Source organism: Agrobacterium genomosp. 2 str. CFBP 5494, from assembly GCF_900013495.1.
GTDB lineage: Bacteria > Pseudomonadota > Alphaproteobacteria > Rhizobiales > Rhizobiaceae > Agrobacterium > Agrobacterium pusense.
Window position 1 is genome coordinate 103474 of record NZ_LT009721.1, and the last position, 18207, is coordinate 121680.

21 protein-coding genes are annotated in these 18207 nt (G+C 57.7%); 12 read left to right on the forward strand and 9 right to left on the reverse strand.

The window, feature by feature from the left end; genetic code table 11:
• Nucleotides 1-15: 15 nt before the first annotated feature.
• Nucleotides 16-438: a hypothetical protein gene (locus tag AGR2A_RS29385; RefSeq protein ID WP_125271679.1), complete on the reverse strand. Its 423-nt coding sequence runs from the start codon at nt 436-438 to the stop codon at nt 16-18.
• Between AGR2A_RS29385 and AGR2A_RS27220 the strand changes: the two genes are divergently transcribed.
• On the forward strand, nt 437-745 hold the full coding sequence (locus AGR2A_RS27220; RefSeq protein WP_080823855.1) for a WGR domain-containing protein: 309 nt from the start codon (nt 437-439) through the stop codon (nt 743-745). The two genes, AGR2A_RS29385 and AGR2A_RS27220, sit on opposite strands and share 2 nt — an antisense overlap.
• A 27-nt stretch (nt 746-772) precedes the next feature.
• Here AGR2A_RS27220 and AGR2A_RS29820 read toward each other — a convergent pair whose 3' ends face one another.
• The 3 genes from AGR2A_RS29820 to AGR2A_RS27230 all read right to left on the reverse strand — a co-directional run bounded on the left by AGR2A_RS29820 (nt 773) and on the right by AGR2A_RS27230 (nt 2814).
• Nucleotides 773-928: a hypothetical protein gene (locus AGR2A_RS29820; protein ID WP_167378255.1), complete on the reverse strand. Its 156-nt coding sequence runs from the start codon at nt 926-928 to the stop codon at nt 773-775.
• 236 nt (nt 929-1164) lie between these two features.
• Nucleotides 1165-2208: a DNA-methyltransferase gene (locus tag AGR2A_RS27225; protein WP_080823667.1), complete on the reverse strand. Its 1044-nt coding sequence runs from the start codon at nt 2206-2208 to the stop codon at nt 1165-1167.
• Nucleotides 2209-2382: 174 nt separating this feature from the next.
• The gene (locus AGR2A_RS27230) at nt 2383-2814 is read right to left on the reverse strand and encodes a hypothetical protein (protein WP_080823668.1); all 432 of its coding nucleotides are present in this window, start codon (nt 2812-2814) and stop codon (nt 2383-2385) included.
• 885 nt (nt 2815-3699) lie between these two features.
• Here AGR2A_RS27230 and AGR2A_RS27245 point away from each other — a divergent pair.
• Both AGR2A_RS27245 and AGR2A_RS27255 read left to right on the forward strand, forming a co-directional pair.
• A complete protein-coding gene (locus AGR2A_RS27245) occupies nt 3700-4896 on the forward strand; it encodes an IS256 family transposase (protein ID WP_080823673.1) in 1197 nt (398 codons plus the stop codon).
• Nucleotides 4897-5495: 599 nt separating this feature from the next.
• Nucleotides 5496-6119, forward strand: coding sequence for a hypothetical protein (locus AGR2A_RS27255; RefSeq protein ID WP_139786429.1), 624 nt, complete (start codon nt 5496-5498; stop codon nt 6117-6119).
• A gap of 247 nt (nt 6120-6366) precedes the next feature.
• On the opposite strand, the gene AGR2A_RS27260 is transcribed toward AGR2A_RS27255, so the two are convergent.
• Complete coding sequence (locus AGR2A_RS27260; protein ID WP_208617157.1) at nt 6367-8448, reverse strand: DNA cytosine methyltransferase; 2082 nt, start codon at nt 8446-8448, stop codon at nt 6367-6369.
• A 472-nt stretch (nt 8449-8920) separates the two neighbouring features.
• Here AGR2A_RS27260 and AGR2A_RS27265 point away from each other — a divergent pair, with 472 nt between their 5' ends.
• Nucleotides 8921-10117: an IS256 family transposase gene (locus AGR2A_RS27265; protein ID WP_080823681.1), complete on the forward strand. Its 1197-nt coding sequence runs from the start codon at nt 8921-8923 to the stop codon at nt 10115-10117.
• Between the two features lie 92 nt (nt 10118-10209).
• Here AGR2A_RS27265 and AGR2A_RS27270 read toward each other — a convergent pair whose 3' ends face one another.
• From AGR2A_RS27270 to AGR2A_RS29925, 3 genes are all read right to left on the reverse strand, one after another.
• Nucleotides 10210-10617, reverse strand: a complete 408-nt coding sequence (locus AGR2A_RS27270) for a hypothetical protein (RefSeq protein WP_139786431.1) — start codon at nt 10615-10617, stop codon at nt 10210-10212.
• Between the two features lie 134 nt (nt 10618-10751).
• The gene (locus AGR2A_RS29825; RefSeq protein ID WP_167378257.1) at nt 10752-10892 is read right to left on the reverse strand and encodes a hypothetical protein; all 141 of its coding nucleotides are present in this window, start codon (nt 10890-10892) and stop codon (nt 10752-10754) included.
• 292 nt (nt 10893-11184) lie between these two features.
• On the reverse strand, nt 11185-11904 hold the full coding sequence (locus AGR2A_RS29925; RefSeq protein ID WP_208617158.1) for a hypothetical protein: 720 nt from the start codon (nt 11902-11904) through the stop codon (nt 11185-11187).
• Nucleotides 11905-11934: 30 nt separating this feature from the next.
• Here AGR2A_RS29925 and AGR2A_RS29930 point away from each other — a divergent pair, with 30 nt between their 5' ends.
• From AGR2A_RS29930 to AGR2A_RS27300, 6 genes are all read left to right on the forward strand, one after another.
• Complete coding sequence (locus AGR2A_RS29930; protein WP_208617159.1) at nt 11935-12414, forward strand: hypothetical protein; 480 nt, start codon at nt 11935-11937, stop codon at nt 12412-12414.
• A 310-nt stretch (nt 12415-12724) separates the two neighbouring features.
• Nucleotides 12725-13078 (forward strand): hypothetical protein, encoded by a 354-nt coding sequence (locus AGR2A_RS27280; RefSeq protein WP_080823687.1) that lies wholly within the window; start codon nt 12725-12727, stop codon nt 13076-13078.
• Nucleotides 13079-13135: 57 nt separating this feature from the next.
• A complete protein-coding gene (locus AGR2A_RS27285; RefSeq protein WP_139786432.1) occupies nt 13136-13837 on the forward strand; it encodes a hypothetical protein in 702 nt (233 codons plus the stop codon).
• The gene (locus AGR2A_RS27290; protein ID WP_080823690.1) at nt 13834-14277 is read left to right on the forward strand and encodes a hypothetical protein; all 444 of its coding nucleotides are present in this window, start codon (nt 13834-13836) and stop codon (nt 14275-14277) included. Before AGR2A_RS27285 ends, AGR2A_RS27290 begins: the two co-directional genes overlap by 4 nt.
• Nucleotides 14278-14546: 269 nt before the next feature.
• Entirely contained in the window at nt 14547-15050 is a 504-nt protein-coding gene (locus AGR2A_RS27295; RefSeq protein WP_080823691.1) for a hypothetical protein, read from the forward strand.
• Nucleotides 15051-15132: 82 nt separating this feature from the next.
• Nucleotides 15133-15732: a hypothetical protein gene (locus AGR2A_RS27300; RefSeq protein WP_080823693.1), complete on the forward strand. Its 600-nt coding sequence runs from the start codon at nt 15133-15135 to the stop codon at nt 15730-15732.
• Between the two features lie 149 nt (nt 15733-15881).
• On the opposite strand, the gene AGR2A_RS27305 is transcribed toward AGR2A_RS27300, so the two are convergent.
• Entirely contained in the window at nt 15882-16199 is a 318-nt protein-coding gene (locus AGR2A_RS27305; RefSeq protein ID WP_139786433.1) for a hypothetical protein, read from the reverse strand.
• A 750-nt stretch (nt 16200-16949) separates the two neighbouring features.
• Here AGR2A_RS27305 and AGR2A_RS27310 point away from each other — a divergent pair.
• A complete protein-coding gene (locus AGR2A_RS27310; RefSeq protein WP_080823697.1) occupies nt 16950-17255 on the forward strand; it encodes a hypothetical protein in 306 nt (101 codons plus the stop codon).
• 332 nt (nt 17256-17587) lie between these two features.
• Nucleotides 17588-18037 carry a hypothetical protein gene (locus tag AGR2A_RS27315; RefSeq protein WP_080823698.1) on the forward strand — a complete coding sequence of 150 codons (450 nt, stop codon included), beginning with the start codon at nt 17588-17590 and terminating at the stop codon, nt 18035-18037.
• Nucleotides 18038-18207: the final 170 nt, after the last annotated feature.

Genomic DNA, 18207 nt, shown 5'->3' on the forward strand with positions numbered 1-18207 from the left:
AGCGGAGGTCATGCTTCATGCGGATATAATTACATGGACGCATTTCAGGTTCCACTTTCCTGATGCGATGCCCGCTGAGCCGCGTGCAGTCAGGCCAAGGCCGCCTGCGCCCTGCTCGGGGTTGCGCGACGACAGGCTCTCGGAGCATGGCGCAGACGTCAAAACCAAGAACACCGGCGACTCGATAACCGGCATGATGCGCTCCATGACGCAGGAGGAGATGCTGGAACTCTGCTGGATCGACAAATAGGGTCGCATCATCTCCAGGCACAGCCCCGAACAACGCGCAGAATTAGGATGACTGGTCCTGCCAACGGGTTTGTCCATGAGAGCTTCCGGCGCCGATAACCCACCCATCACGCCGATGAATCGGAGCGCCTCGACCGATTCAAAAGTCTCATTGGACTTGAGGCAGCGGTTTGGCGATGCTGCCGGCATGGCTCTCTACCCGTACCGTCTCTATTGTCGCAAGATCGACCGTACCCAAAACCTGTCGCGCTACTATATGCTCGCCATCGAACCGACCCTTTTCGGTGAAATCGCCGTCGTGCGGCAATGGGGACGGATCGGCAAGCGCGGCGGTGAGAAAAGCGACGTTTTCGCGACCGAGCGGGACGCCGCGATCCATTTTCTGATGCTGGTACGCAAGAAGCGGAAAAGGGGCTATCTGCCGGTCATCACCGGTAGATTTGCTGGCGATACGCGGGCTCACCGAGGCAACGGCGAGGATCCGATTGCCGCTTAAGATCAGTTTTGAGCCTGGAGTTGAGGCTCAATTGTTCTTTTCCGCGGACTGGCCTCCACCGGCCTTCATCCGCTCTCGGATCGTGATCTCGACGACTTGCCTCTCTTCGTCCTGCTCCACGGCAGATGCGCACAGCAGTTGTTCGAAACGGGCCTTGGAGAGAGCAGGGGCAAAGACGCGCATACTGAGATTCGCATTGAATTCATTAGAAGGTGATCAGATCGGCCGGTTGCGGCAACCTCGGCGGATCGATTTCCCCAACATTTCGAGCGGCCTGAAAGGCTGGGCGGAAAGGCGGGTCGACTGATGCCCTTACCTTTCGTGAGGTCGCCTTGTTCCATGCCCCCTGCTCTGGCCGTTCCGGACATGTGCTTCGCGCCCGCTGTTTGAGGTCATCGCGGATCGGCGTCGTCATGGATTCAAGCCAACGGCGACGCGCTCCAAATCCGCTCCGACTGAACAATCTCCGGCAAGTCTACACCTGGCCCGTCCGCCGGAGCGGATGGCATGCCGGTGAGGGCCAGCTCACTCGCTTCCAACAATGCCATGTAGGAAGAGCGCAATTCGTCGTCGCATGCGTCGGCGCTGAAACGAAGGGCCGAGGACGCGACATATTCCCTGTTCATTTCGAATGAGATCCAGCGCCGTTGCAACCTCTCCGCCGCCTCGCCGGTCGTGTTTGATCGGGCAAAGATGTCAACGACGAGATCGTCGGGAGCGGTCAGCATCCTGATGAAGAATTCCGGAAACAGTCTTGGATATCGGGCCGGGTGCAGGATTACCCCAAGTCTCTTGCAGCGGCGAAGATAAGCATCATTGCTGCTCGTGTTTGGGATTTCCAGCACGTTGGAAGGAATGGCTCCGCCGTTATCGCGCGCGATGGTTCTTGTCATGCTGTGACCGCTCGGTCGAACGGCTTCCTCCGAACGGGTATCTGTTTCCGCGAGAAGTTTTCGCATTCTTTCGCTGTATGGGGTGAGGACGTTTCGGACATTCGCCTTCGGCCACGGCGATTTGCTGAGCCACAGGATCGTGTTGACGGCGTCCTTGGCGCGGATCTTGCGCTTGTTCACCCATTCGATCGGGCTCGGCAGCTTGGCGGTATTGTGCCAATAGAATTCCTGACAAAGATGGTACCCCAGGTCTTCGCAGAGACGAAGGACGACTTTGTAGATGTGGAGGCTGCGCGACGGGGTGCCGCGTTGACAGGCCCCGCCGAGATCGATGACGAAGCTACCGTCCGTTGCGAGCTTTGGCATGATCTTTTCTGCGAAGCCGGCGAGCCAGTCGACATAGCCGGACTGGTCCTCATTGCCATAGGCCTTCGGTCGCAGCAGCGGAAATGGCGGCGAGGTCATGACCAGGTTGACGCTTTCGTCGTCAAGCCGATCGATGAGTTCGAGCGAATTGCCGCACCAGGCTTGTCCATAGGCGGTCGAGGAGAGTGGTCGAGGAGATTTCATCAGGTGAATTCCAGGTGATTGGCGCGGCTTCCGTTCGCGGACCAATGGCCGCGTCGAAAGATACGTGCTGATGGGAAGGATTGGGGTCTCGCGTAGCGTTCCCGTGTTCTGGGGTGGAGAGGGTTTCGGGCGTCCTCCCCCAGGATCAGTCAGATCGTTCAAGCGTCAGACGACCTAGTGCCGGGTTGCCGACTTGCGGCCGAATTCAGCGTTTTCCTCGTCATGCTGCAGCTTTACGGCATGCGAGACGACGGCCTCGGCGGCCTTACGGATCTCGTCACGATACTGCCGTGGCATGCCGGCGGGAAACTGTCCGAACATGACGATCACATAAGAGATCGCCATGCAGCCGGTCGATGAGGACAAAGCCTGGGCCAAGTTCCAGACATGCAGATTTTGCGGCAGGCGGACCAAAAGCGTCCGCGGCTGGCCCTCTACGTCTGCCTCTTGTCGCAGGCTGATGCCTGTAGGAGCAAGTTGCAGGTACCAACCCGCAGTGAGGCCATCGCCACATTCGGCCTCGTCAATGCTGCGCATCTGGTCAACCAGTGCTTCGCAGCATGCGTGGAACAGAGCTTCTTCAGCCGCGATCTTGTTCATGTCCATAAGTGGGTCCTTTCAGAAAGATAGACGGCCGGGTGGCCGGTGGAGTTGGGGTCTGCGAGGGCTGTCTTGATTGACCATTCGCTTCCAGTTCTCATTCGCGCTGAATCTCTGGCGCAATTTCCCTCTGGATCAACGCGGTCACCACTGCGCGAATGGTGGTTCCGCGCCGGGCAACGTGTATTTTGAGAGCCGTCAGTGTCCCTGAAGTCAGGTCGACCGTCAGCCGATCGCCATGACTTCGCCGATCCCGCCGAGGTCGTCGTGCGTTGAGCTTGTCCTGTTTGCTCAGGAGGATATGGAGCTCTGCCCGGCAGGATATTCGCCGATGAGCGCCGATACTGTCGACAATCGGCGTCCCGACTGCCACCTCGTACAAGAGGAAATCGACATCATTCATTGCTGCCGATGAAATGAGACTGGCGCGTCACACCAATGACGTCAACGCCGCCCATGCAGGTTTTATGAAGGTTATTTTGGGGCCGTGTGCGACCGATGGATGTGTCTGTCTTGTCGAAGGGTAACAGCCACTTTCGCGAAGTTCCCAGAAAACAGGCGTCCTGACTCTTGTGCGGAAGCTATCGGCCGCTCGTTACCAATGACCCATACTGCTATTTCAGGGCCCTGAATTCCGGTAATCTTCCTTATCGGAACCCAGAATTTGCGGCTGGCCTATGCCGAAATTCCGCCGGCATAAGGCACGTTTACAAGGGCCCTCGTCTGTGGCGGCGTGGTCGTGTCCCGGCGAGTGGTGTAGCTGGGTGATAGCGGAGCCGCTCGCGAGCGCGCCCTCGAATGTGCTGTAGGGAGCGGGCGGCGTTGCGGTGGTCACCAGTGTTTTCCGGTAGGGTCGGGTTGTTCAAGCTCAACCTGATGGAAAGATCACCGATGACCGACAACATGATGAACCTGCGCTCACTCGTTGAGAAGAGCGCCGACGCCGATTTGTTACGCGAGATGATCGGCTTTGCTGCCGAGAAGCTGATGGCGCTGGAGGTCGGCACGAAGACCGGCGCGGGCTATGGCGAGAAGAATGGCTTCCGACTGGCCCAGCGTAACGGCTATCGCGATCGAGACTGGGAGACACGGGCGTGCACCGTCGAGCTGCGCATTCCCAAGCTTCGTACCGGCAGCTACTTCCCGAGTTTCCTGGAGCCGCGTCGCATGGCCGAGAAGGCTCTGACGGCGGTGATCCAGGAGGCCTATATCCAGGGCGTCTCGACCCGCTCAGTCGATGATCTGGTCAAGGCCATGGGCATGTCTGGCATCTCCAAGAGCCAGGTATCCCGGCTGTGCGAAGAGATCGACGACAAGGTGAAGGCCTTTCTCGACCGGCCCATTGAAGGTGAATGGCCCTATCTCTGGATCGACGCGACCTACCTCAAGGTCCGTCGCGGCGGCCGCATCGTCTCTGTTGCCGTCATCATTGCGGTGGGCGTCAACACCGACGGCCGACGTGAAGTTCTTGGGATGGAGATCGGCACGTCCGAGGCTGAGGCGATCTGGACGGAATTCCTGCGCAAGCTGACCAGGCGGGGCCTGCGCGGGGTCAAGCTCGTCGTCTCCGATGCGCATGAGGGGATCAAGGCAGCCGTATCGAAGGCGCTTTCCGCCACCTGGCAGCGCTGCAGGGTCCACTTCATGCGCAATGCTTTGGCCCATGCCGGAAAGAGCGGACGGCGTGTCGTGTCCGCCTTCATTGCCACGGCGTTTGCCCAGGACACGCCAGAAGCGGCAAGCGCTCAATGGCGCAACGTCGCCGACCAGATCAGGCCGAAAGTGCCGAAGCTTGCAACCCTCATGGACAGCGCCGAGCAGGACGTGCTCGCCTACATGACCTTTCCCAAGCAGCATTGGGCAAAGCTTCATTCGACAAACCCGATCGAGCGTCTCAATGGCGAGATCAAGCGACGCACCGAGGTCGTCGGCATCTTTCCAAACGACGATGCCATCGTCAGGCTCGTCGGCGCACTGCTGCTCGAGCAAAACGACGAGTGGGCTGTTCAGCGATCCCGCTACATGACACTTGAGACCATAGCAGCAATGAGCGATGATCCGCTCATCAGCCTGCCAGCCGCAAGCTGATTAATTCCCGGCTCTGTCCGGAAGGCACGGCGATCGCCGAAGCTACACCACTCCATGGGACAAGATCGGCGGCGTTCACAGGATCAGCTTCGATTACGACATGGAAACTTCCTGCCTAGAGCCGCGGCCCAGCGTTTAAAGCCTATTGACGACGGAGAGCGAGCGTTAAGACAGAAGCGAAAGCCGCCACGGAAGGAAATGACGCCTGGGCATGGCAATGACCAGACATCCCGTGCCTCGCGTTTCGACAGCGCGGACAATTTTTCGAAATAGTGCGTTTTCCCTATTGTCCGCCTCTTCGATACGCGCCACCATTCTTCTTGTCAGCACGACGAAAGAAGCGCCGACACGGTTATCGGTCCCTTGATGGGTTAGGACAAGCGCACTCCCCGGAGTGGCAACCTCTTTGTAACCGTTCCCCATGAGGGATTGTGTTGCGGTCTCCACGGGGGCCGTTAACAAAAATTGGGGCCGTCTCTCCGGAGAGGCTCTCACGCCCCGCAAGGGCATCATATCCCGCCAATTCGGTGGTTTTCCTCCTTTCAAGGAGGGTGCTCTGTACCGGCGGCGAAGAAGTACGTCGGCCTTCCGTCGGAAAGGTGTTCTGCGAGCCGGAATGCACATTCAAGGATCGCCTTGTAATCCGTAAATGGAGCTTATCAATGTCACGCGTCAACGTGTCTCCGATCCAATATGAGTGGCCTACCCGCTTCACCAAAACGATGCGCAAGCGGGTGCTCTCAGAGGCGAATGCCGCTGCATGTTTTTGGCTTCGCGGCTTATCGCTGGAAATCATCAGAACGCCTCTGCCGCATCAGCATTATGCGCTTGAGGTCGATACCAAACGGCAGGTGGCTCGCCACCATCGCCGTATCGCGATAGTGAATTGCCAGTTTAACCGGTACTGGGAGGACGAGGTGATCCGGCTGGATTTGAGACCCGAAGATTTCGGAATGCCGCTTTCCGAATCTCTGCTGGGCGGATCGATCTACGATTTTGCAAGGCCGGGGTTTGAGCATATCCCGGCTAGCGGATTCAGGGCCATGGTCGATGCCGGCTTCGACAACGAGTCAATCGCCAACTGGCGACGAAACCTGATCAATGTCTACCCTCGCCTCGTTCTCGCGCATACCGCCCTCAGACGCGGCAAGACAAAACCGCCGGTCGCTGACGCATTCGAGATACCCCAATTGCCGGTTGGTGCAGCCGTCGTGAATATTTGAAGGCTCATCAGGCATGAAGATCTTCCGTGGCCAATAGCCATCACCTCCGATGACTTCGACCAGTTCAAGACGAATACACTGCCTGCATGGACCCTCAACCCGCCAGATGAGGACGTGAACTGATAAAGCGCCAGCCATTTTAGTCTGCCGATAATTGTGGCTTACCGTTCGACGCTATCCGTTGGTACGGCAATAGAAGGGGCATTTCTGCCCCTCCCTCTGCAATGGTCGTATGGTCGATCGCGTGTTACTCAACCGTCTCAGGCGTCTCAGACTTTTCAGCTTTCTCCTGAGTCTTAAGCACTTGATAGTCGCCGGGCCCGATGATCAGATCAGCGCCGGTGTTCTCATCCATGCTCAGTTCACTAAAAAACCGGTGTTCCAGCTCTGGCACATCGTGACCCATGTTGTACCTTGAGAGACCAGTTAGTCTGCCGGAACCCAGTTTCTTCGCCGGCCGAGGAGGCGGCGGTGTTGTGAAACCGGCAGTCAACGCCTTTTCGTAGTCGAACTCGACGTTCTCGAGCGCCGCATGAATGGCCAGACCAACAGCCTTGGCCATTACCGGCGGAAAGGCATTACCGATCTGGGACTTGATCTGCTTTTTCTTGCCCTGGAACCGCCAGCCGTCGGGGAAGCCCTGAATACGAGCGCCCATTCCAAGGGTGAGCCTGAACTGACCTTTGTGATCCGGACCCGGAGCCGCTGCACTCAGTTCGGTGCTGTCTATGCCGAGCAAAGCCCAGGTTTCCTTCGTGTGGCCGCATGCAAAACTGAACTTATCGCTTTTACGGGAGCCGCCAACGATCGTCGGGCAGCGCCCGTTCGCGATCTTTGTCCACTCGTCAAAGCCTTTCCATCCATTGGAAGATACCAGATCCCCAATCGCGCTGGAAAGAGAGCTACCCCACTGCGGGAAAGCCGGTGGCACCTTGAAGCGGGACATTGCATCCGGATCCCGGAAGCCGACGAATGCGACACGCGGCCGGCCTTGGGCAAGGCCATAGTCGGAGCCGAGGATGGGGAAGAGTTTGCACTGATACCCGATTGCTTCGAAAGCGGCGGAGAGTTCAGAGCGATATGCCAGGTATGGCGCATCGCCAAATCCCTTGACGTTCTCGAAGAAGAAGGCTCGCGGCTGGATTTCGTCAACGATCTCAACGGCCCGACGGAACAGATCTCGATCATCCTCTTCGCCCTTACGGACCCCGGCCGTGGAAAACGGCTGGCATGGGACGCCTCCGGCAACGAGATCGACCCGACCGCGATAGTGACGGAAATCGACCCGAGTGACGTCCTCGGTGAAAACGCGTTCAACCGCGCCATGAAAATGCTGTCTCAAGGTTTCGGCAGCATCCGCCTCCCGCTCGAAGATCGCATGTGCCCGGAAACCGGCGTCATGAAGGCCCAGCGCCTGACCGCCGGCACCAGCGCAGATTTCGACTGAACGCAGCAGCCGTTCTGGTGCAACGAGCTTGCGGGTGTTCGCCTTTGCCTCGGCCGGCAGAATCCGCTTCACGCGCTTGGCCGTCGGCATGGCAAGTGCCTGGTTGATGGAGATGCCAACGATTTGGCCGACTGCATCGATCAGCCGGTGATCGATATTGAGGTCGTCTGTTTCGCAATAACCGCCGTTCTCTTCGTCTGGGATGTAGAAATCGCCGGACGCCATCGTTTCCAGGGCAAGCAGCATCCCGGAAATTTTGCCATATTCCTCGTCGCTGCTATAAACCATGTGCAGCTCTCGCCAATCGACAGGCATATCCTGTGCATCAAAGAATGCGCGGAAACGTGCCACGAGATCGCCAGCAATTGGACGCAGGATATTCCAGCGAGCCTGATGATCATCTTCGGAAAGATCGCCTGCCTGGGCCAAATCTCCAAGCTTGAGGACAAACGCCGCAGCATCCTTCTCGAAAGATTTAGTGGCAGCGCGCGTTTCCTTACGGCTTTCGATAACAGCGAAATTAGGGTTCACACGTAGAAAAGCCTGAAGTGGCGTTTCCGCGGCCAGTTTCCGCTGCAGGCGAACGCGACGAACGGCGGCCGCGTCCATGACGATATTGGCGCGCATCCGTTTGATGACGTCGTTACGAAGACCCGCATCATCGACGATCGCTTTCAGGACTGAAAAACCACTGCCCTGCTCTGTCAGGAGCTCACGTTCTTCCGCGGTGATGGAGGAGAGCCGCTGGAAAGTCTTGAATTCATCGCGTGGAAGCATGCCTTCGTTGTTGACGAAACTGCGCAGCGTGGCCTGTGATCTCTTGACATCTTCAACGCCTTCTTTGCCGTAGACCCGCAGCTCATCCTTTGCTCCGGCCAGCAAATCCGCGATTGCAAGCAGTTTGAAGGTGATGGCGCTACGCGCCTTGCGGATTTTGCGTGCGATTGAGTTCAACCGCTGAGCTTTCAGTCTCGCCAATTCTGTCGCGATTTCTTCGGCAGTTTTTTCGACCGGTGGCTCATCGATTGGCGGTTCGTTGGAAGACATGCCCATACCCTTTTGTGAATGCAATGGGGCATGCCTACCGGTCCAAATCTGATCGAGAGACTAATCGATATGCTTAAAAAATCCTTCTGGTTACCTAGATCTTAGCAGCAACTACAAGATGTCGCGCGCGAAAATTTACCATGGTTACAGTTGATTAGCGCTCGGTCAAATTCACCCTCACGTCCCCTGCGCGAAAATTCAATTCAAGATCGTGTCCCAGGAGGTGGTGTAGCAGGGTAGCGGCGGTCACCAGTGTTTTTCCGGTAGGGTCGGGTTGTTGAAGACCAACCTGATGGAAAGATCACCGATGACCGACGACATGATGAACCTGCGCTCACTCGTTGAGAAGAGTGCCGACGCCGATTTGCTGCGCGAGATGATCGGCTTTGCTGCCGAGAAGCTGATGGCGCTGGAGGTCGGCACGAAGACCGGCGCGGGCTACGGCGAGAAGAATGAGTTCCGACTTGCCCAACGTAACGGCTATCGCGACCGGGATTGGGAGACACGTGCTGGCACCGTCGAGCTGCGCATTCCGAAGCTTCGCACAGGCAGCTATTTCCCGAGTTTCCTTGAGCCGCGCCGGATGGCTGAGAAGGCTCTGACGGCGGTGATCCAGGAAGCCTATATCCAGGGCGTTTCGACTCGCTCCGTCGACGACCTGGTCAAGGCCATGGGCATGTCTGGCATCTCCAAGAGCCAGGTATCCCGGCTGTGCGAAGAGATCGACGACAAGGTGAAGGCCTTTCTCGACCGGCCCATTGAAGGTGAATGGCCCTATCTCTGGATCGACGCGACCTACCTCAAGGTCCGTCGCGGCGGCCGCATCGTCTCTGTTGCCGTCATCATTGCGGTGGGCGTCAACACCGACGGCCGACGTGAAGTTCTTGGGATGGAGATCGGCACGTCCGAGGCTGAGGCGATCTGGACGGAATTCCTGCGCAAGCTGACCAGGCGGGGCCTGCGCGGGGTCAAGCTCGTCGTCTCCGATGCGCATGAGGGGATCAAGGCAGCCGTATCGAAGGCGCTTTCCGCCACCTGGCAGCGCTGCAGGGTCCACTTCATGCGCAATGCTTTGGCCCATGCCGGAAAGAGCGGACGGCGTGTCGTGTCCGCCTTCATTGCCACGGCGTTTGCCCAGGACACGCCAGAAGCGGCAAGCGCTCAATGGCGCAACGTCGCCGACCAGATCAGGCCGAAAGTGCCGAAGCTTGCAACCCTCATGGACAGCGCCGAGCAGGACGTGCTCGCCTACATGACCTTTCCCAAGCAGCATTGGGCAAAGCTTCATTCGACAAACCCGATCGAGCGTCTCAATGGCGAGATCAAGCGGCGCACCGAGGTCGTCGGCATCTTCCCCAACGATGGCGCCATCGTCCGCCTCGTCGGCGCACTGCTGCTTGAACAGAACGACGAATGGGCCGTCCAGCGGTCCCGATACATGACCCTTGAGACCATCGCCACAATGAGCGATGATCCGCTCATCAGCCTGCCAGCGGCAAGCTGACACGTTCCCGGCTCTGTCCGGAAGGCACGGCGAGCGCCGAAGCTACACCACGCTGCGGGACACGATCAAATTCAACGCGACCTGCTGATGGGTTAGGAAGGCTGCTCCGCCTGCTGCTCAGGGGCTTTCACGATATCGTCGCCCGATGGTGAGACACCGGGATCACCTGTCTCGAGTGCGATTCGTCCATCGATATCTCCGGCGAGATCCTCATCATCCTCTTCGCCGCCGCTATGCAGCTCGTCATCGACATAAAGTGGAAGCGCGCAATATTTCGCCGTGTCGATGATGGCGCTCGCAGCGGTGCTGTTGTCGCGGATGTGGTCAATCAACTCGTCCGCGTCCATGGCAATGAGCTCTTCGAGGGAATCGAGCTGGTTGACATAGGCGCTGTCATAATCGTCGTAGATCCGCGCTCCGTAGGTGGTATACATAACACTTCCGTCCTCGCTGAGCGTCTGAAAGCGTGTCCGAGCGATGTAGGTTGCGCTGCTGCTCATGGGCGTCCTTATCTTAATTGGTCGTGAGGCTCGGCGATGTCAGGATCGTTATCGGGCAGTTGAATTCGGAACTCGCAAACGAATGCCCGGTAGCCATTTGTAAGCACGAGCCAGTTGTGAAAATTCTTGTGGTCTTACCCTGCGCCGTTCAGACGGTAGGAAGCGGTGACGATCCGGGTGGTCGTGGAGATAAGGTCGTGATGGAGCACATCGACCGTCTCAACGGTTAGGCCCGGATCGTGCAGCTCGCTGTCATCAAGGTGGTTTTGGATCATGGGACAGGTCTCCAATCGTCGATACAAGAATGGTGCGGCGCGGTTCTCATGCCTGTCAACGCCCCATACTCCCGATCAGGAAGAAATCTGCCGCACGGGCGTCCACTGATGTTTGTAGAGCTCGTTTGACAGGATCCTGCCACCCATTTCTTCCTGCCGGACATGGATTGAAGCTGCGTCCCTTGCCGCCGGTCCTCTTCGGTTTCACACTATCTGTTGGATTGACGACGCACTGCCTTGAGGTCTTGAACTCCGGTTTATGGTTCGTGGGCTCGGAGGGTTTTCGTTTGAGTTAGATTCCGGCTTCAGACTCGGAGTCTGCTGGATCGTCGCAGGAAGGGTCGGATCGGGGGGCGGGGCAGGAGCCTCCATTATGTAAGATGGTTTTCGGGTAAAACACGGAAATATCTACCAGATCGCGGATGTTGGTCCTGCCAATGATGCGGTCGAACACTGTTTCCATCACCTGCACCAGCTCATCTCCTGCGAATGCTGGCACGATGAAACTGTCGTGGATGGGTAGCGTTGTGATCCCGCGCTGCAGCACCATCGCATCCAGGACATCGCGACACATTTCGGCGTCCAGCCACTGCAGCTTGATGCCAATGTCCGAATGAAACAGCCGTACAAGACCCGGATGGGTGGATTTGATTGCCTCGATCATCTCGCGAGCCTCAATGAAACTGCCGCTGCGGACATGCTCGGCCACCGCGCCGACCGCATTCGATGCAGAATTGGCATTGAGCATGATGTTAAAGGCGCGCTTGCAGGCTTTTCGCTGATCGCCGAACCCCGGGATGGCGTAAGCGTCATAACCATCCCAGTCGAGATCGATCCGGCCGAGCAGCGTATAGAGGATCCGAGGATGGAGACTACGGTAATCGTGCTCCACAACGACCTCGCCATTAATGCGGTATTTCTGCCGGTCTTCCTTGGTCATGCTTTGCCAGCAGGCGCCGTAAAAGCGCCCGCCCATGGACCAGTCACCGCTGAAGACCCGATAGAGAGACATGTCGGCGAGATCGACACTGTGTCTGGCGAAATGACAGATCGTACCATCGCGCGTCTGGCCACCATGAAACTGGATATCGGTTTCCGCGATATGACGGTTGATCCTGCTGACGAATGCCCGCATGCGAGCCACGTTCCTGGTCTCCCTAAATGGCTCGAGTACGCGAGTTTTGCGGTCGCGAAGCCGGATAAGCTGGCCGGCCGGCTTTGTAATCCGGGGAAGGTCGTGACCAAGAAGCAGTCCAGCCTTCGGTCGAAAACGCGACTGGATACCGGTCGCAACCTTTGTCTGTGGCTTGCGATCATGTTCAGTGAAGAAGCCTGCGGCAGCCAGGCGATCGATCGCGCCCACCACTGGAGCATAGCCATAAGCCTCACCGTGGTAAAAATCTTGTCCGGCATAGCGCGACCGATCACGCGAGTAGCTGATCCACTGATCGCCTCGCCGCATGCGCACATGGTGGAGCATCCCCGCGACAATGGCCGCTATCGCCCCCCTCTGGCGCCGTGATGAACACGCCGGGAGCGGCAGAACCTGGCTGATTTCGTCATAGTCAGCGCCGGCGAAAAACGGCAGCGATCGATCGCGCGGTGAGGCGTTGTGTTTGCTCATGAAGATATCCTGCTGGTTTGAGAAGTGCCGAGCGCTGATTGAGCGCGGGCGCATCCAAGCCTGTCGTCATCGATCGTCAGGGGCAAGCGCCGGGAACGCACCGGCGACGAAAATAAAATTGCGGGGCGCGCGTTGACGTCGGCTGATCAACGCGAGAGCCTTTGGTCATCGCTGCAGCACAGAGCAGCTTCTCAACATGAGGTCCAACATGTCGTCCAACGAAACAACGGTTCACACTGTCGAGCGCGACAACAATCGTCCGCTCCGGTTCACGGGTCAGCGCATCGGATATGCCTACAGCACATCGGATCGCGGCAGAGAAAACTTTTCCGGGCAGACCGGGATGAGCCAGGTATTGAAGCTCTTCGTCAGTAAACGCGGCGAGTACATTGCGTGCTGCACCTGGATCACGCAATGGCAGGGCCATCGTGACAGCCACGATGCGATTGTTACCCGCGACCGTGAAGAAGTGTTCGAGTTTTTTGGCTTCGGTTGGCTGGCAATGGAACTCTATGCCGGTACTGGCTGGGACATTGCCGAGGACCTCGACAAGGCCGCTTGAGGCCTGAAGTGCCTGTCAAAACAGCACCAGCACAGTAACATCAGCGTAGCGAGTACTATGAGTAATCAGTCATCCAGCCTCTCCGCCCAGCCGGTTGCCACCAGCAACCTCGTCGCCTTCCCCAACCCATCTGCCTCCGTTCCCCTGAGCAATATGGCTCCGGCAGCCGCGGAGAAAATCATCCGCGAGGCGCTTGCAACGGCGTTTCTGAGCCATCCGGGCACGATCAAGGAGATCCGGCTGCTCGATCATGTCGAACTGCGTCTCGCCAGGGTCGACAAGGGCGTGGATATCGAGATCAACGATACAAGCATGATCGAGCAGATCTGGCAGAAGAAATACACGTCACTGGCATGGGCGATCCGTGGCCTGGCTGCCAAACTCGTCGAATCCGAACTCGGTCTGGTGCTGCCGAACGTTCCTCGTCGGCAAAATTCGCGCTCGAAGGGTAAAGCCGCCTCAGAGCTCAGACCTGTCACGGGGGATGACGGTGTTCATGCAGGGGTCTGGAAAAAGCGCATCCCGCCGGACACTTGGAACGCGAGTTTCGGCGAAGGTCGTGGACGTGTCGAGGCTACTGTCGTTGTTGATTCCGATGGTGCTGACGCGACGCTGAATTGGCGCGACGCAATTTTTGAATCATCGTTCGAAGGCGAATGGGAGGCAAAGTCCGCTACCCTCAAGCTCGTCCACGAGCTTCCCGGGTGGCGGCTGGTATTGCCCCAGTCTTCAAACGCAAGCCCGGCGAGTGAAGCATGACCAAGACTGTGCTGTTTAACGGACACTTACGCTTCACCGACGAAGAGCTCAAAGCGCGACCGATCAGCGACGATGAACTTCGCCAGAACATCATCGACGAGGCGATTGATCTCGTCCGGCAACTGAAAGCAAGACATGACGAGAAGACCTTGAAAGACGAGGAAGAGGACGGCGTCTGCATTGTCGTCGATCTGATCCATCCGGTTCATTTGTTCCTCATCGATGGGTGGGGGCCCGATAAAGAGCGCTACATCTACGACGATTATCGCTATCGGCTCGTCTCTACCCATGACCACGGCTGCTACTGCCTCGCCACGGTTTTCCGGTACTTTGCTTCGCCGGACTGGAAGGCCTTTGTTGATGCAATCGACTTCTCGTCTGTCGAGTTCGATCAGCCCTGGGTGGAGCGCGTCCCGAACCCCGATATGAGCTGGGCATAATAGGGACCCCCTACCCTGCCGGAGAGTAACTCTTGCGGGAGATAGGTTGACCCCAAGCTTCATTTATCGCGAAAAGCTTTTCGGAAGCATGGTCTGAACCTGTCCACGAGCCGCGAGAAGAACGCAAAAGCCCGACCACGTCTGTGACCGATAGCCGGTCACCGCATCCATCTCCCCTTCCCAATCCAGCTACATCGCCGTGAACGACCTTTCATTCGAGGAAGGCGATCGCGACCGGCTGCCCGCTGTTTAAAAAAGAAAGACATGTCATGATCATCAGCAGAACCGTTCCACACCTATCCCTCACCGTCTCAGCGCCAACGATCGGAATGCGCGAGGCTAAACGCCATCTCGTTCGACATCGGCACCTGTTCGATGACTTCGTGTCGATCCTGCATGCTGCCGGAAAGGATCCTTCGAGCAACACCGGCACCCGGGCGCCGCGTCTGTCCCTTTGTATCGAGACCGACCGGGTGCGATTGACGGCTAACAAGGATTCCTCATGGTTGCCGTCAGGCGATAGCTATAGCTTCTTGATTGACCTGCCTGGGCATCTGACATCCGCCGATATTCGAACCGCGATGGACCAGGACGCGCTACTCTTCTTCGCGTCGATCCAAAGCCGAGTGATTGCCGTGAATTCGCTCGGTGAGAATGACCTGGATCCGTGGTTCAGGGTTCAAGTTCTCATGAAAGCAATCGAGCAGGACGCGAAGGCTGTCTGCCTGATCATTTCAAACGCTGCAGCAGCGCGGGCAACATGGGGAGGGTGAACTCGCGCCAGCGGCTACTTGCCTATTGTCGCTTTCGAGTGCGCGCCGGATCCTGTTTCTGGCGCAACCGGGAGGACTGGACATGAAATTCAACGCGACATCGAAATGGGGCTGGCTCAATCCGCTTTGCTGGTTTCAGCAAATCTACGCATTCGTTGCGGCCCTGGTCACGGATATTCTGAAACTGTTTGGCCGGATGCCACCACCGGCAACAGATGGGTTTGAGAACATCCAGGCCAACGATGTTGAGGATGCTGCCGCCGGTGCGGTCGAAAAGGAGGCGTCCGTGGATGCCTCGTTGCAGCAATTGACCCCCCCGGACATCGTTCACGCCTATGCACTGGCGACCGAGGAGCAGCGTGCTACCATGGATCTTGGCAAACTGTCGCCGCTCGAACAGGATTGGCTTCTAGCTCTCGACGAAACAGACCTCATCCTGCTGGGTCAGAGCGGTGTCGGCGCCTGCGCGCGATCGCTACGCAGCCGCGCCGTGTTCCCGAGTGTGAGGCGTCTGCGGGGCGAAGACAATGATCTGCGGCACGAGGAATGTGATCAATGCCCGGATGATGCGGATCGGGACGCTGGTAAAAGGACCTATATCAGCGCTCGTTTCCACGAGCTCATGTCAACGCCCTCGGGTTCCGATCCGCATCACCAGCCCATCTCGCTGTCGCGCCATTGAGACGAATTCAGATCGACATGCCAGGCCGCCCTCATTTGCCGCCAGGCGGCTTTGCATTTCTGCGATCCGGAGTGCATCGTAGAGTTCCGGCATCTCGTGCATGATGTCGCCAAACCGGGCAACAAGCCCCTCATCAGACATGTCATCGATCATGCGTTCTGACCCCGGTTACGACTGATATGGGCCTGCCGCTGCATCAGCGCGGTACGCAAGCGGCGGACTTCCGCCTCGAGTGCTGCAACATGCTTGACCGCACGAATGGCGATATGGCCGAGCTCGTCAGCGCGACCGCGAGCGTCGGCGAGCTCGCATGCAAATTTGTAGGCGGCGCGGCGTTCGCGGGTCTCTTCAGCAGCCTGGCGTCCGGCGGCCATCGCTTCGCTCACCATGTTGCCGATGCCCATGGTGATCAGGCCGAGCTCGAGAGCCGCCTGCCCGGCCGGGTTGCGGGATGTATAGATCGTCATCGTGTCCATGCCTCCGTTGCTCGAAGTTGGACGCTATCGGGACCCGCTGGCATTGTGAGCCCATAATCTTCCGTGAAGGTGAAAAAAGTGCGATCGGCGACGGTGATCGTGCCACACTCCATGGTGAGGCCTGGATCAGCCAGGGATGCCGTGTGCAATTCTTCTCCGGCGGAGAAGGTTTGTGCAGGCGCAAATCTTGCGCCCGGGCAATGTCGTTGAGAGGCGTTAGCTGATTTCCGCATGCTGGCGCGCCTTTTCCGACACATGCAAAGAAGATCGACCACCCGAGAACCCTTGCTTTGCAGGGGAGTGCTAATCCGCCCTCCCCTCATCTCAGAAAATCATCATCTATCTGGCGTGGGGCGCTTGCACGATCAGAAAGACGTCTGCATGCTTGGATTATCGGCGGCTCGCAGGAGCGGTCGATGCCTCTGACGAGAGGGTTCTGGCCGGACGCAGCCAGTGGATTGAAACGAAACGAACTATCCAGTCAACCGCTGCACAGCGGCTCTGAAGACCCGGAAATGGAAATCCCTTACGGAATTGATTTCCAACCCCGTCGACCGCCGCATAGGTGGTTCCAGCCTCGAGACGATTGTGTATCGAGGTTTCGCCAGAAAGCGATTTCCCTGTTTTGGCAGGGCCTGGTGGTGGCAGTCATGCCACCCCATTCTCCAGCGCGTCCGCTGTTGGCGAACGTCACGGCCGGTACGCACCTCAGGACAGCCCGCATAATGAAAGGAAAACAACGTGATCCCGAAAACAGAAAACGACGAGTACCCGGAGATATATCCGCCCGCATACGCTGCACTCGAAAAGCTCTGGGAGATCGAGGCGCTTGTCGAAAAGCTTCGCGCCGATGTCAATCATTTCATCGGACTCGGCGTTCCGCCCTCGGAGGCTCTCGTTCTACGAAACCGCCTCGAACTTCTCATTGGCGAGCCGGGCGATTTCTCCTCGCTCGACGTCTCCGAAGCTCTCTTGAAAGCAAGCAAGGCGCTGAATGAGAAGAGGAAGGCGGCGCAGGCCAGGGAATGTCATTTACGCCATTCCTGAGGTCACTGCCGCAATCAATCTATCAATAGAGGATACCTGCCATGCTCAAAGTTGCAATGCGCCCTGCCCCAGAAAAGTCAGCATCAGAACCCCGGCCGAAGTCGTCGATGTGTTTCAGAGCAAAAATAGAATGATCTCGCCAAGCTTTCCTGACAAACGACGTGTTGCGGAAAACCGACATGTTCGCTCCACCGGAGAACGTGAGGCACCCTTCCTGGATTACAGCAGACGCAGCGTTCCGGATGCCATGGTTTGGCTGGCCAGATGACTGACCATCCCCCAGTCACCTTACCTCACTCTAAAAATACGCGCATATGGGAGAAGCACATATAATGAGATCCCGGCAGACGAGCGGATACGTGCCCCCGTCCTACAAGCAATATCTCTATACGTTTGAACGCGGCCTTGCATCCTTGACGACGGCCGTGTCCGCTCTCACGTCCGAGAGCGACCTGACGATCGAGCACCGCCGGACATTCGGTTACCTGTTCAGCATTGCAAATGCGAACCTGCAATGGAGCAAGGACCAGATTATTGCTGCTTTTGCTCCACTGAATACCACCCTCGTCTGTTGCCTGGACTGCTGTCCGGTTGCCTATCGGCGAGAAGGTATCTGGGCGGAAAAGTTTGGCAAGGAAGAGGTTCTGACTTCCATCGACATGATGACGCGGTCGGAAGCCGTCGAGTGGATTATCGATCACGGCCACAAGGTTGGCTACACACCCGATCAGATTGAGGCGGCCCGCACTGAACGGATAAGGCTGCGACGCGGATTTAGGTGATTTCTCAAACAATAGGATCCTTGCCCGCTGCCCTCCCAGGTCTCGGACATTCCCGCATGAGGCCGATCGCATCTTCCCTGCCGGCACTTTTTGTTTGTCAGGGGCTCACAACCTTCCCGGGTCCTGTTACAGAGGCCACAGAACAGGAAAGCCGACATCATGACTGGACT

Bases quoted from the DNA above. Each gene is read 5' to 3' on its own strand.
- AGR2A_RS27220 (WP_080823855.1), top strand. From the start codon at position 437: ATGGCTCTCTACCCGTACCGTCTCTATTGTCGCAAGATCGACCGTACC.
- AGR2A_RS29385 (WP_125271679.1), bottom strand. From the start codon at position 438: ATGCCGGCAGCATCGCCAAACCGCTGCCTCAAGTCCAATGAGACTTTT.
- AGR2A_RS29820 (WP_167378255.1), bottom strand. From the start codon at position 928: ATGCGCGTCTTTGCCCCTGCTCTCTCCAAGGCCCGTTTCGAACAACTG.
- AGR2A_RS27225 (WP_080823667.1), bottom strand. From the start codon at position 2,208: ATGAAATCTCCTCGACCACTCTCCTCGACCGCCTATGGACAAGCCTGG.
- AGR2A_RS27230 (WP_080823668.1), bottom strand. From the start codon at position 2,814: ATGGACATGAACAAGATCGCGGCTGAAGAAGCTCTGTTCCACGCATGC.
- AGR2A_RS27245 (WP_080823673.1), top strand. From the start codon at position 3,700: ATGACCGACAACATGATGAACCTGCGCTCACTCGTTGAGAAGAGCGCC.
- AGR2A_RS27265 (WP_080823681.1), top strand. From the start codon at position 8,921: ATGACCGACGACATGATGAACCTGCGCTCACTCGTTGAGAAGAGTGCC.
- AGR2A_RS27270 (WP_139786431.1), bottom strand. From the start codon at position 10,617: ATGAGCAGCAGCGCAACCTACATCGCTCGGACACGCTTTCAGACGCTC.
- AGR2A_RS29825 (WP_167378257.1), bottom strand. From the start codon at position 10,892: ATGATCCAAAACCACCTTGATGACAGCGAGCTGCACGATCCGGGCCTA.
- AGR2A_RS29925 (WP_208617158.1), bottom strand. From the start codon at position 11,904: ATGTCTCTCTATCGGGTCTTCAGCGGTGACTGGTCCATGGGCGGGCGC.
- AGR2A_RS29930 (WP_208617159.1), top strand. From the start codon at position 11,935: ATGACAGATCGTACCATCGCGCGTCTGGCCACCATGAAACTGGATATC.
- AGR2A_RS27280 (WP_080823687.1), top strand. From the start codon at position 12,725: ATGTCGTCCAACGAAACAACGGTTCACACTGTCGAGCGCGACAACAAT.
- AGR2A_RS27285 (WP_139786432.1), top strand. From the start codon at position 13,136: ATGAGTAATCAGTCATCCAGCCTCTCCGCCCAGCCGGTTGCCACCAGC.
- AGR2A_RS27290 (WP_080823690.1), top strand. From the start codon at position 13,834: ATGACCAAGACTGTGCTGTTTAACGGACACTTACGCTTCACCGACGAA.
- AGR2A_RS27295 (WP_080823691.1), top strand. From the start codon at position 14,547: ATGATCATCAGCAGAACCGTTCCACACCTATCCCTCACCGTCTCAGCG.
- AGR2A_RS27300 (WP_080823693.1), top strand. From the start codon at position 15,133: ATGAAATTCAACGCGACATCGAAATGGGGCTGGCTCAATCCGCTTTGC.
- AGR2A_RS27305 (WP_139786433.1), bottom strand. From the start codon at position 16,199: ATGACGATCTATACATCCCGCAACCCGGCCGGGCAGGCGGCTCTCGAG.
- AGR2A_RS27315 (WP_080823698.1), top strand. From the start codon at position 17,588: ATGAGATCCCGGCAGACGAGCGGATACGTGCCCCCGTCCTACAAGCAA.